Annotated in this window: 10 protein-coding genes; 2 read left to right on the top strand and 8 right to left on the bottom strand. The window is 63.8% G+C overall.

Annotated features, from left to right (window positions below):
• The 4 genes from EO094_RS00960 to EO094_RS00975 form a co-directional block, all read right to left on the bottom strand.
• Window positions 1–2,223: a xanthine dehydrogenase family protein molybdopterin-binding subunit gene (locus tag EO094_RS00960; protein ID WP_128290492.1), complete on the bottom strand. Its 2,223-nt coding sequence runs from the start codon at window positions 2,221–2,223 to the stop codon at window positions 1–3.
• Window positions 2,220–3,209, bottom strand: coding sequence for an FAD binding domain-containing protein (locus tag EO094_RS00965; RefSeq protein ID WP_128290493.1), 990 nt, complete (start codon window positions 3,207–3,209; stop codon window positions 2,220–2,222). The genes EO094_RS00960 and EO094_RS00965 overlap by 4 nt, the downstream gene beginning before the upstream one ends.
• On the bottom strand, window positions 3,206–3,736 hold the full coding sequence (locus EO094_RS00970; protein WP_246008325.1) for a 2Fe-2S iron-sulfur cluster-binding protein: 531 nt from the start codon (window positions 3,734–3,736) through the stop codon (window positions 3,206–3,208). The genes EO094_RS00965 and EO094_RS00970 overlap by 4 nt, the downstream gene beginning before the upstream one ends.
• A gap of 222 nt (window positions 3,737–3,958) precedes the next feature.
• Window positions 3,959–4,879 (bottom strand): AraC family transcriptional regulator, encoded by a 921-nt coding sequence (locus tag EO094_RS00975; protein ID WP_128290495.1) that lies wholly within the window; start codon window positions 4,877–4,879, stop codon window positions 3,959–3,961.
• A 317-nt stretch (window positions 4,880–5,196) separates the two neighbouring features.
• On the opposite strand from EO094_RS00975, the gene EO094_RS00980 reads away from it, so the two are divergent.
• Entirely contained in the window at window positions 5,197–6,225 is a 1,029-nt protein-coding gene (locus EO094_RS00980) for an aldo/keto reductase (RefSeq protein WP_128290496.1), read from the top strand.
• 82 nt (window positions 6,226–6,307) lie between these two features.
• On the opposite strand, the gene EO094_RS00985 is transcribed toward EO094_RS00980, so the two are convergent.
• From EO094_RS00985 to EO094_RS01000, 4 genes are all read right to left on the bottom strand, one after another.
• A complete protein-coding gene (locus tag EO094_RS00985; protein ID WP_128290497.1) occupies window positions 6,308–7,216 on the bottom strand; it encodes a LysR substrate-binding domain-containing protein in 909 nt (302 codons plus the stop codon).
• A 321-nt stretch (window positions 7,217–7,537) separates the two neighbouring features.
• Window positions 7,538–9,127 (bottom strand): OpgD/OpgG family glucan biosynthesis protein, encoded by a 1,590-nt coding sequence (locus EO094_RS00990; protein WP_246008326.1) that lies wholly within the window; start codon window positions 9,125–9,127, stop codon window positions 7,538–7,540.
• A gap of 179 nt (window positions 9,128–9,306) precedes the next feature.
• Window positions 9,307–10,191 (bottom strand): MBL fold metallo-hydrolase, encoded by an 885-nt coding sequence (locus EO094_RS00995; RefSeq protein ID WP_128290498.1) that lies wholly within the window; start codon window positions 10,189–10,191, stop codon window positions 9,307–9,309.
• Between the two features lie 30 nt (window positions 10,192–10,221).
• Window positions 10,222–11,907 (bottom strand): thiamine pyrophosphate-binding protein, encoded by a 1,686-nt coding sequence (locus EO094_RS01000; RefSeq protein ID WP_128290499.1) that lies wholly within the window; start codon window positions 11,905–11,907, stop codon window positions 10,222–10,224.
• Window positions 11,908–12,072: 165 nt separating this feature from the next.
• Here EO094_RS01000 and EO094_RS01005 point away from each other — a divergent pair, with 165 nt between their 5' ends.
• Window positions 12,073–12,849 (top strand): succinate dehydrogenase iron-sulfur subunit, encoded by a 777-nt coding sequence (locus tag EO094_RS01005; protein WP_128290500.1) that lies wholly within the window; start codon window positions 12,073–12,075, stop codon window positions 12,847–12,849.
• Window positions 12,850–12,915: the final 66 nt, after the last annotated feature.

A 12,915-nucleotide genomic window follows, 5' to 3' on the forward strand; every position in this document is an offset into this window, starting at 1 on the left:
TCAGGCGTCTGGGAGACCTGCGAGAACCTTGTCGAGAGTCGCCGGATAATCGCGCACCCGCACGCCGCAGGCATTGTAGATGGCGTTGGTAATGGCCGCCCCGACGCCCGCAAGAGCGAGTTCGCCGAGCCCCTTGCCGGCGAGTAGACTCGCCGCCGTGTCGCGCTCCTCAAGGAAGACGACCTCGAGCTGCGGCACGTCGGCGTTCACCGGAACGTGGTATTCGGCGAGATCGTGATTGACCAGAAGGCCGGTGCGGGGATCGATCACCAGCTCTTCTTCGAGCGCCGAGCCGATCCCCCAGATCTGACCGCCGTAGCATTGTGACGTGGCCGTCTTCTCGTTGAGTATGCGCCCGGCGGCAGCGACGGTCAGAAGCCGGCGCACCCGCGTCTCGCCCGTCACGGCGTTGACGGCCACCTCGCAGAAATGCGCTCCATAGCTTGCCTGATTGGTGGTGTCCGCCGTCTTCCCCGGCTCGATCGTGCCGCGGCCGGTGAGCGTTTCGCCCCCCAGAATCTCGTCGAACGGAATTTGCCGGTTGCCCGCGATCGCCTGACCGTCCTTCAACGTGAGGTCCGAGGCGTCGGCGCTGAGGCGTTTTGCGAGCTCCGTCACGAGGTCTTCGCAGGCCAGATAGACCGACGAGCCGGCGCTGTTGGCGCCCCAGGAGCCGCCGGAGCCCGATGAGGGCGGCAGCGCCGTATCGCCCAAAAGCACGGTCACATGTTCGGGCGGAAGTCCCAGCATTTCGGCGGTGATCTGCTGCAGGATTGTGTAGGAGCCCGTGCCGATATCGGTCATCGCCGTTCTCACCGTGGCGCGGCCGTCGGGGGAGAGCTCCACCTCGGCGGAAGATTTCATCAGCTGATGGCTGCGTGAAGCCGCGGCCATACCATAGCCGATCCACCATTCGCCTTCGCGCCGGCTTGCCGGCTTTTTGGGACGGTTCTGCCAGCCGAAGCGACGGGCACCTTCTTCATAGCATTCCAGGAGTTTTCGCGAGGAGAAGGGGCGATCGTCCTGCGGCGCGACCTCCGGCTCGTTCATCTTGCGAAACTCGATCGGATCGAGGTTCAATCGGATTGCGAGCTCGTCCATGGCGCCCTCAAGCGACAGCATGCCCACGGCTTCGCCGGGCGCGCGCACCGAGGCCGTCATCAAGACATCGGTCTCAGCGAGCCGATGCGTGATTTTTCGATTCTCGCCCGCATAGAGAAACACCGTTGAAATCGCGACCGGCTCGAAGAACGAATTGCCGGTCGAGTTGACGACGAAGTTTTCGTGCGCGAGCGCGGTGATGCGGCCTTCCTTCGTCGTGCCGATGCGCACGCGCTGGATTGTTTCGGAACGACGGGAGGTCGTCTGGAAGACGTGCTGGCGGCTGAGCGCGACCTTCACCGGCTTGCCCGCCGCTTTCGCGCCGAGTGCCGCCAGCACCGCGTCCGGCCCAATGCCGAGTTTGGAGCCGAAGCCACCGCCGACATAAGGGCTCAGAAGGCGGACGTTCTCGACTGGCACGCCGACGCCGTTGGCGATCTGAATGACATTCGTCTCCAGAAGCTGGCAGGACGACCAGACTGTCAGCTTGTCGCCGTCCCATTTGGCGACGCTCGCATGCGGCTCCATCGGGGCGGCGCTGTGGCTCGGCGTCGTATAGGTTTCGTCGAACTGAACCTCGGCTTCCGCAAAGACGGCCTCGAACTCCCCGCGGAGATTGTCGGGCTGCATGGCGCCTGGCCCCGGATTGACCGCCTCGTCGAGCTGATCGCGCAGGCTGTAGCGGCCCTGGCCGGGTTCGTAGAGGGTCTCGACAAGCGTGGCCGCATGCCGAGCCGCCTCGAAGGTTTCGGCAACGACGAGCGCCAGCGGCTGGCCGTAATGGAAGACCTCGCCGTCGATTGTCTGCGCAGCCGGTGCCATCGGCAGGGCGGAGGCGCGCAGAACATCATCTCCCGAGATGACGGCCAGAACGCCTGGTGCCGCCTCCGCTTTGGATGTGTCGACGGACCGGATTTTCGCTCGCCCGATGCCTGCCGTCACCATGAAGCCGTAGGCGACGTCCTCACCGGCGAGATGCTCGTAAGCGTATGGCGCGCGGCCCGAGACTTTGAGGGCACCCTCGTAGCGGTTGAGGGGCTTGCCGAGAACGCCCTGCGTGCCGCGATCAAGGCGTGTGTCGCCGACCGCCTCGTCCATCGCATAGGTGTTTGCGTCGGTCATTGTGCGGCCTCCTTTGTCGCCTCGGACAGAACGGCGATCAGCGTCCGCCGGGCGAGGGGGATCTTGAAATCGTTATGGCCGTGGCCCGCCGCCTCCTTGAGAAGCAGATCCGCGGCCTCTTCGAACAGCGCCTGTGATGGCTCCTGGCCGATGAGAGCTTCCTCGACCGCCCTGTCGCGCCACGGCTTGTGGGCGAGCCCGCCGAAGGCCAGACGGGCCGAGGCGATGTTGCCGTTGTCCACGGCGACGATGCCGGCGACCGAGACGAGAGCAAATGCATAGGAGGCGCGGTCGCGCACCTTGCGATAGATGTGCCGGCCTTTCGGTGGCGGCGGCAGCACGACGGAGGTGATGAGCTCGCCCGGCTGCAGATTGCTTTCCACTTCCGGCGTCTGACCGGGAAGACGGTGAAAATTCTTCAGCGCGATCGTCCGGCTTCCGCCGTCCGGCAGCCGGGTCTCGACGCTCGCGTCGAGCGCCAGCATGGCGACTGCCATGTCTGAGGGATGGGTGGCGATGCACTGATCGCTTGCGCCCAGGACCGCGTGAATGCGGTTGAAGCCGTCGAGTGCGGCGCAGCCCGAACCAGGATCGCGTTTGTTGCAGGGCGCGGACGTCTCGTAGAAATAGTAGCAACGCGTGCGCTGCAGGAGATTGCCGCCGGTCGTTGCCTTGTTGCGCAGCTGTGCCGAGGCGCCGGCCAAAAGCGCCCGCGACAGGACTGGATAATCGCGCCGCACGGTCTCATCGGCGGCGAGATCGGCATTGGTCACCATGGCTCCGATCCTGAGGCCGCCATCCTCTGTTGGCGAGATCTCCGTCAAAGGCAGCCGCGAGATGTCGACGAGCGCTTTCGGCGTCTCGACTTCGAGTTTCATGAGATCCAGAAGATTGGTGCCGCCGGCGATGAAGCGCCCAGTCTGCTCTTCGGCAAGGCGGCCGGCTTCCTGAAGATCGCCGGCGCGCGAATAGGCAAATTCCCTCATGCCAGCCCCTCGCTTTCGCCCTTGTCGGCACGTTCGTCGCGGGCAGCGCGGATTGCGTCGACGATGTTGGGATAGGCGGAACACCGGCAGATATTGCCGCTCATGCGCTCTGAGATTTCTTCGTCGGAGAGGTCCGTCTGGCCATCCAAGCTTGCGCTCACATGGCTCGGCCAGCCGGCGCGAAACTCGTCGAGCATCCCGAGCGCGGAGACGATCTGGCCTGGCGTGCAGTACCCGCATTGAAAGCCGTCATGGTTGAGAAAGCTCGTCTGCATCGGGTGCAGGGCTTCAGGTGTGCCGAGGCCTTCGATGGTGGTGACGGCATCGCCGTCATGCATGACGGCAAGCGTCAGGCAGGAATTGATGCGGCGGCCGTTGACGAGGACAGTGCAGGCGCCGCACTGGCCGTGGTCGCAGCCTTTCTTGGTGCCGGTGAGCGCGAGGTGGTCGCGCAACGCATCGAGAAGCGAGGTGCGCGGATCGAGGTCCAGCTCATAATCGGTCTCGTTGACGGTGAGTGTGATCACAGATCGTCCTTTCTTGCAGACGGCGCCCTGTCTCGCTGCGTGGCGGACAGGGCCGGGACGAGGAAATGGACGTACCAGCCAAGCCGGTCGGTGGGTGGAGGCCCGTCCATTGCGGGCAATTCCCGTGATGGGTCTGTTGCAAGAACACATGAACGGGAAAGGCGTTGCTTCTGGCCGTCGTGCCGGGATCTGTTTCCGTGAGCCGGCGAAGCGCCACCCGCCTCAGAGAGGATCGGTCAATTGCGCGTCATCGAGCGCCGAGGCGCGGAGCCGCGCCGCATCGCGGGCGGGAGGGGCACCGAAGAAACGCGCATATTCGCGGCTGAACTGGGACGGGCTCACATAGCCCACCGCGAAGCTGACGCTGCCCGCATCGGCATTTTGCGTAAGGAGCATGTGGCGGGCGCGCTGCAGCCGAAGCTGCTTCTGGTATTGCAGCGGGCTCATGGCCGTCACCGCCTTGAAATGGCGATGGAAAGACGAGGCGCTCATGCCGGCGATATCGGCTGCGTCCTCGATCCTGAGGGGGCTGTCGAAGCGTTGTTTGATCCACGCAATGGCGCGGCTGATCTGACTGAGCCGGCTGTCGGACAGAGCAATCTGCCGCAGCGTGCCGCCCTGCGGTCCTCGCATCAGCCTGTAGACGATCTCCCGCTCAATCAGCGGCGCGAGGATCCGGATATCCCGAGGTCGGTCTAAAAGGCTGACAAACCTCACAATCGGATCCAAAAGCTCAGGAGTCAGAAAGCTGACTGAGAGGCCCGGAGCGAGCGTTGTCTGGGCCTCTCCATCGCCCATTTCCAGAAGCATCGCGGCGAGGAGCTTCGGATCGAGACGCACCGCCAGGGCGAGATAAGGCTCTTCCCGGCTCGCTTTGAATATCTCCCCCACGACGGGCAGATCCACCGAGACGACGAGGTAGTTGCCTTTGCCATATTCGAAGAGCTTCTCGCCGAGCATGGCGCGCTTGGCACCGCCAGCGATCACGCACAGAAGCGGCTCGTAAATCGAGGCCGTCGGGTGCGTCATCCCATCCGACCGCACGAGGGTGAGGCCTGGCACCTGGGTCTGGCAGCGGTGGCCATCACAATGGCGGCGGATCAGCGCGCTGAGAGCATCGAGGCCCGCAAGGGATTCCGGCATGAGCATTGTCCGCGAGAGTGCAGGGCAGAGATAGTTGCTTGCGGGTCAGGTTGCCACAAGGAAAGCTTGCGGCTGAGAGGATCAGGCAAGAACGTGACAGCATCCGCGTGGCGGCCGGGCGGCCAACACGCCATTTCGGTCCCGATCCGCAAAGCCGTCGCTCCGACGCGTCCGAGTAAATCCGGGCGGGATTGCAGAGAGCGACGCATCGCAGTCGCGGCGGCGACCGGTCGGATTTCTCGGCCCGGCGGATCCACCATTTGCGGCCTCGTCTTGGGCGAACCGGGCGAGGCCGACCCACGCGAAAGGATGAATGCATGCGTTACAATCCGCTCGGCCAGACCGGCCTTCTTGTCTCGGAACTGTGCTTCGGCACCATGACTTTCGGCGGCAACGAGGGGCTTTGGGGCCAGATCGGCAATCTTGGGCAGCAAGATGCCGATGCACTTCTCAGCCGCGCCCTCGATGCCGGCGTCAATTTCATCGACACGGCCAATGTTTATGCCGAGGGCCGCTCGGAGACGATCACCGGACAGGCGCTCAAGAATCTTGGCATTGCGCGCGACGAGGTCGTGGTCGCGACGAAGTTTCTCGGGCGCGTCGGTGAAGGACCGAATGCCACCGGCGCCTCGCGCTATCATATCCTCGATCAGGCGAAGAAGAGCCTCACACGTCTGCAGCTCGACCACATCGATCTCTATCAGATCCACGGATTCGACCCGCTGACCCCGATCGAGGAGACGCTCGAAGCCCTCGATACGCTCGTGCGCCACGGTCATGTCCGCTACGTCGGGGTTTCGAACTGGGCCGCTTGGCAGATCGCCAAGGCGCTCGGAATCTCGGAGCGCAAGAACCTCGCGCCGTTCCGTTCGCTGCAGGCCTATTACACCATCGCGGGGCGCGATCTCGAGCGCGAGGTCGTGCCGATGCTTACCTCGGAGAAGGTGGGGCTGATGGTGTGGAGCCCGCTCGCCGGCGGTTTCCTGTCGGGCAAGTATAGCCGTGAGGACGAAAAATCGGGCGACGGACGGCGTGCGACCTTCGACTTCCCGCCGGTCGACAAGGACCGCGGCTATGCGATCATCGACGAGATGCGCAAGATTGCCGAGGCGCATTCGGTTTCCGTGGCGCAGATCGCGCTCGCCTGGCTCCTGCATCAGAAGGTGGTGACGAGCGTCATCATCGGTGCCAAGCGCATGGACCAGCTCGACGACAATCTCGCCGCTGTCGAGGTTCGTCTCTCCGACGACGAGCTCAAGACGCTCGATCAGGTGAGCCGCCTTGCCCCTGAATATCCGGGATGGATGCTGGAACGTCAGTCGAGCTACCGCAAGTCCGGGGCCTGAGTCGTTTCGGTCGCGAGTCTGGGGCGGCTTCGGCCGCCCCTTTTGTGTCCGAAGAGTGCTGAAAGTGGTCGAGCAGCAGCCCTCAGGAAAGCGGGTCTGGCGCCGTCGGCTCGAAACGTTCTGCCTCTTCGAAAAGCCAATTGAGGAGAAGCGTGAGGGCCGCCGTCGGGCGCGGTCGCCATAGCGCGATGTAGTGGTTGCCGCTTGGGAAAAAGCCGAAAGGCGCAACGAGCCGGCCCGCCGCGATATCGTCCGCCACGAGCGGCCAGGGTCCGATCGCCACGCCCAGGCCAGCGGTCGCCGCTTCGAGGAGATAATAGAAACGCTGATAGACGGTTGCCGCCGGGGCGGCTTCGAGTTCACTGGCGGGATTTCTCTCGCCGCTCGCGCCCGCCCATTGCGCCCACGCGCCCGGCCGCGTGCGCGTGTGCAGAATGGGTAGGCCGGCGATGTCCTGTGGAAGGAGCCGCGCAATGGAGGGGGAGAGGACGGGCCCAATTTTTTCGGCAAAGAGGGGCCGGGTCAGAAGGCCGGAGGGCCAGGGACCGGTGCCCACGCGGAGTGCAAGGTCGAAATCGATGCGGGCGAATTCTTCGTCGTGATCGCAGGCCGTCAGACGCACCTCGATCTCCGGGTGCCGCTCTTTGAAGACGTGGATACGGGGGATGAGCCAGCGCATGGCGAGCGTCCCGCTGCAGGCGAGATCGATGAGGGAGGACCGCCTGGTCGCGACGCGCGCCACAGCCGCCTGCAGCTGGTCGAAGCCGGCGGTGAGACCCGGTAGGAGCGCGCGCCCTTCCTCCGTCAGGCGGATGGCGTTCTTCGGCCCTTCAAAGAGGGAAACCCCGAGAACGTCTTCAAGCTGCTGCACCTGACGCGAGACCGCGCTGTGGGTGACGTTCAGCTCTTTGGCGGCCAAAGACATCCGGCCGTGGCGACCGGCGGCCTCGAAGGCGCGCAGCGCGTTGAGTGAGGGAAGGCGTCGCGTCATGTGAGTTTATCGAACATTGCCTGTGCGAGAATATCGTTTTTCAACGAGGCAACAAGCGACTTCTATCGTCATATGGACGATAGGCGAGTTCTAAAAACGCACTTCGACAATGATGCAGCAGCTCGGTGCTGGCATTGGCTGAGCCTTTGCGTGTCGCGTTCGCGCCAGCGCCGGCGGCTGTCGGAGCTGGAGGATTGGCAACTAACCGACATGGCAATTTCGGACCCGGAACGAAAATCCGAGTGCCGAAAATGGTGGTGGCAGTCCTGAGGCCGTGATTGAGCAATAAGAACTTCCGTCGGCCCACCTCGGGGGTGAACCTCAGCGGCTGTCGGCGAGATCCATGCTGGCCGGGAAGAACTGTGAGATCCAGGTCTCCGTCAGCGCTTCACCGTCCTTCTTGAGGAAAAGCCGCAGGTCCACCGGGTCTTTTCCGGTGACGTGCACCTCGAAGGCGGCACGGAAGAGCCCGTTGCTGTCGACGACCGGATAGGCGCTGCACCGCCCCAATGTGCCACGTGAAACATTAACCATGGCGGTCACGCCGTCTTCGCGCGTGAAGCGGCCGAGATCGCCACCGGAGAAGTCGATGACGAATTGATAGACCTCCTTTGGACGCGGCTGCCCCGGAACGCCGCCGGCGCCGATAAAGGTGTCGACGACCCGCCCCGCCTTTGTCGCGTAAGGCTCGTCGAATCCCCAGTGCAGACGGTATTTGAGATCGAGCGTCTTGCCCGCCTCGACCTTCTCCTCCGGGGTCCAATAGGCGACGATGTTGTCGTAGATCTCGTCGTCCGTCGGGATCTCCACGAGTTGCACCGCGCCCTTGCCCCATCCTTCGAGCGGTTCGACCCAGAGCGAGGGGCGGCGATGATAGAAGACACCGTCGTCCTGGTAATGGTCGAAATGCCGATCGCGCTGAAGCAGACCGAATCCCTTCGGGTTGTCATCGCTGAAGCTGTTGGTCATCACGGCGGGCGGATTGTTGAGCGGGCGCCAGATGCGTTCGCCACTGCCCGTCCACATGGCGAGCCCGTCGGAATCGTGGATTTCGGGCCGCCAGTCTTTCGCGTGCTGCCGGTCTTTTTGCGAGTACCAGAACATCGAGGTCAACGGGGCGATGCCAAGCCGAGTGATCTCCTGGCGCGGGAAGAGGACCGCTTCCGTCTCCATGACGACGCGCGCTTCGCGGGCGCAATCGAAGCGGTAGGCGCCCGTCAGGCTCGGACCCTCAAGCAGCGCGTAGACGGTGAGCCGGTCAGGATCGCCCGGCACGCCCTCAAGGAAGAACCGGCTGAAACGCGGAAATTCCTCGCCCGTCGCGAGCCCCGTATCGATGGCAATGCCCCGGGCCGACAGCCCGTATTGCTTGCCGCTTCCGGGAGAACGAAAATAAGAGGCGCCGAGGAACGACAGCCAGTCCCATTTCAAGTTTTCCGCCATCACCCGGAAACCGGCGAAGCCGATGCTTTGCGGCAGGCTGCGGGCGATGTGGCCCGCCGGCATATCGAAATAGCTCTGGCGGTAAAGAACCTCGTGCGCCTTGCCGTCTTTGACCACGGCAACAGTGACGGGGTCCTTCTGATAGCGACCGAGATGAAAAAGCTGGATCGGCGCTCCGCCCTCTCCGCCGAGATGTAAGGTGCGGTCCTTGCGATAGCTGATCTGGAAATAGGCGTCGTAATCGATCTTATCGAGGATTTCCGCCATGGCGGAGGCGGGCGGCTCCCAGGGCGCTTCAGAGAGCGTCTTCGCCGTCTCCTTCAGAAGATCGAACGAAAAGGGCTGCGTCGGCCCGTAAAGGATACCGTCGGTCTCGACATTGAGCCCTGCGAAGCTCCGGCTCGCAAATGGGCTGAGGGCGAGCGCTCCCCCTCCGGCGAGCGCAGCGCGGCGTGAGATTTTCATCATGTGTCGTCCAGGCGGGTGTCGTTCCTTGGCGGCTAAGATTGGTCTGCGGCAGAAAGGTGACGAAACGGCAGGTTTTCTCACCGAAGCAACGCAAACCTCACCCTCTGGTCGAAAACCTTGCTCGGCGTACAGTGTGGGGTCGCAGATTGGTGCCCTACCTGGGCGTGGGCGAGTGCCGCTTACTTGGCCCCGCCTTCCGGGCTGGCGCGAAAATAGCGCGCCGTGCGGCTTGCCGGACCGAGACTCGCCGCCTCGCCGCGCGTGACGAGATCGCAAAGATGCGCGAGCGTCGACTGCGCTGCGGCCTCACGCAGGTTTTCGGCGATGCCTTGATAGACCCGCTCGACGATCGAATCGATGGTCAGAGGCTCCTCGCCGAGGGCTGCAAGGATGGTCTTCTCCCGCTGGCGGCGATGTTGGAGGAGGGCACGGACAAGCCGTTTCGGTTCCGTAACGGGGCCGCCATGACCGGGCCAGTAGATGTCGTGGTCGCGATCGAGCAGGCGTCTCAGCGAGGCCATGTAGTCGCCCATATTGCCATCCGGCGGGATCACCACCGAGGTCGACCAGCCCATGACGTGGTCGCCGGAGAAGAGGGCCTTCTCTTCCTTGAGCTCGTAGCAGAGGTGGTTGGCGGCGTGGCCGGGGGTTGCGAGAGCCGTCAGCGTATAATCGGGCCCTTCGATCCTTTCACCCTCCTCAAGCACCCGGTCTGGCTTGTAGGCGAATGCGCTGTCATTTGTGCCGCGGCAGCCGGCCACCATTGCCCCCGTCGCTTCGGCGAGGGGGGCGACCGCCGGGTAGTGGTCGAGGTGCGTGTGCGTCAGCAGGATATGACGCAGCTTTTCGCCCGAAACGGCTGCCAGAAGCGCCTCGATATGGGCGGAATCGGCGGGACCTGGGTCGATCACTGCAACCTCACCGGTGCCGATGATGTAGGTGCAGGTGCCGCGAAAGGTGAAGGGGCTCGGGTTGGGGGCGAGCACCCGGCGCACGCGTGGCGACAGGCGGACGCATTCGCCGGGAGCACCCTCCAGCGTGAGGTCGAATGGAAGCTCGCTCATTGTCACCCGGCTCCTTCTTCCCTCGCGTCTTCAGCCGGCCTTGCTGCCGCGCAGCTCGCTCAAAGTTCGGGCCGGGGTGATGGCTTCCGGATCGATGAAGCAATGCAGGATCGCCGGCTTGCCGGAGGCGAGCGCCCGCTCAAACGCCGGCGCGAATTCCTCCGTCGTTGCCACCGTCTCGCCATGGCCACCGAAGGCGCGGGCATAGGCGGCAAAATCGGGATTGGAGAGCCGCGTCGCAGAGATGCGGTCGGGATAGCGCGATTCCTGATGCATCCGGATCGTCCCATACATGCTGTTGTCGACGACGATCACGATGATCGGGATGTCGTGCTGCACGGCGGTCGAAAATTCCTGGCCGTTCATCAGGAAGCATCCGTCGCCCGCGAACGCGACGACGATGCGCTCCGGATAAAGGCGTTTGGCAAGAACCGCGGCCGGCACGCCATAGCCCATGGAGCCAGAAACCGGCGCAAGCTGCGTCGCAAAGCGGCGGAAACGGTAATAGCGGTGGATCCAGCCCGCGTAATTGCCGGCGCCGTTGCAGATGATCGTCTCGGGGGGCACCCGGTCGCGCAGCCAGGTCATCGCCTCGGCATACTGGAAGCGGCCCGGCACAGGGAGCGGCTTGCCCGACCAGTCGAGGAAGTCTTGATGGGCGGCGCCTGCCTCCTGTGCGGGGGCGCCGACATCGAGCTCGGCCCGCACGAGCGCCTTTGCGAAGGCCTGCGGCGTCGCCTGGATGGCAAGGGTCGGCTGGTAGACCCGACCTAGCTCCTCGGCCCCCGGATGCACGTGCACGAAATTCTGGGACGGCACGGGCACGTCTACAAGCGTGTAGGAGGACGAGGGCATTTCGGAGAAACGCCCGCCGACGAGGAGAATGAGGTCGGCCTGCCGCACGCGTTCCGCCAGCTTGGGATTGGGCCCGATGCCGAGATCGCCCGCGTAGTTGGGGTGATCTGAGGGAAAGAGATGGGCGCGGCGGAAAGAGGTGGCGACGGGAAGGCCGGTGCGCTCCGCAAAGGCGGCGAAATCCGCAACGGCCGTCTCGCTCCAACGCGAACCGCCGAGAATGGCCATCGGGCGCCGGGCGCTGCGGAGAAGATGGCCGAGCTCTTCGAGATCCTCAGCCCCTGGCCAGATCTCGGCCGCTTCGACGCGCGGCGCATCCGCGACGGCCGCCTCGTCGACAAGCATGTCCTCAGGCAGAACGACGACCACTGGGCCGGGACGTCCCTGCATGGCCGTGCGAAAAGCGCGGGCGACGAGTTCCGGCAGACGCTCCGCCTCGTTCACCTCCACGACCCATTTGGCGAGGCCGCCGTAAAACGCTTTGTAATCCACCTCCTGGAAGGCGCCGCGCTCGCGCATGCCGCGCTCAACCTGCCCGATGAAGAGGATCATCGGCGTGGAATCGTGCTCGGCAATGTGAATGCCGTGGCTCGCATTGGTGGCGCCGGGCCCGCGGGTGACGAAACAGACGCCTGGGCGGCCGGTCAATTTGCCGTATGCTTCGGCCATCATCGCCGCGCCGCCCTCATTGCGGCACACGAGCACATCGATGGCACGGTCGTGCATCGCATCGAGGGCTGCGAGATAACTCTCCCCCGGCACGCAGGTGAGACAGTTGACGCCCTGCGCAACCAATTGATCGATCAGGATCTCGCCGCCAGTGCGTGATTTCGATCCGGTCTCGGTCACTCGCTTTTCCATTCACCCCTCATCCGTCTCGCACTTGCAATCGATGCCCTCATGCGCGCAAGAAGAGGTTGGCGCAAGCCGGGCGAAGCTTTCTGCAGCCCTCAGTATGCGGTAAGCGGATGATCCGGGTCCACCTTCCGCCCATGTGAATGGCGGTTCTACGCACGGCGAAAATCTATGGTTCAGCTGACTCTTCCGAAAAACTCGACAGTTCACCGCGGCAAGGTCTGGCCGAAGCCCGCGGGCAGCAAACACAAGGAATTCCAGATCTATCGCTGGGATCCCGAAGACGGCCGCAACCCGCGTCTCGATACCTATTATGTCGATACCGACGATTGCGGACCAATGGTTCTCGATGCCCTATTGTGGATCAAGAACAAGGTCGACCCGACTTTGACGCTGCGCCGCTCCTGCCGCGAAGGCATTTGCGGCTCGTGCGCCATGAATATCGACGGATCGAATACGCTCGCCTGCACGACGGGCTGGGGCGACATCAACGGCGTCGTGAAGATCTACCCGCTGCCGCATATGCCGGTGGTGAAGGATCTGGTGCCGGATCTGACGCATTTCTATGCGCAGCATGCGCTGATCGAGCCGTGGCTGCAGACGGTGTCTCCGACGCCGGAAAAGGAGCACCTGCAGAGCCACGAAGACCGCGAAAAGCTCGACGGGCTCTACGAGTGCATTCTCTGCGCCTGCTGCACGACCTCGTGCCCGAGCTATTGGTGGAACGGCGATCGCTATTTGGGCCCGGCGGCACTGCTGCAGGCCTATCGCTGGATTGTCGATTCGCGTGACGAGCGCACTGGTGAGCGTCTCGATCAGCTGGAAGATCCGTTCCGGCTTTACCGCTGCCACACGATCCTGAATTGCGTGCAGGTCTGCCCGAAGGGGCTGAACCCTGCAAAGGCGATCGGCGAAATCAAGAAGATGATGGTCGAGCGGCGCGTCTAGGCGAAGCCGTCCTCCCGGCAAAGACAGGCATCGCAGCCTCAGGCGGCGGTGCCTAAAGCAAAAAAA

The sequence above is a fragment of the Afifella aestuarii genome, from assembly GCF_004023665.1.
Taxonomy (GTDB): Bacteria; Pseudomonadota; Alphaproteobacteria; order Rhizobiales; family Afifellaceae; genus Afifella; species Afifella aestuarii.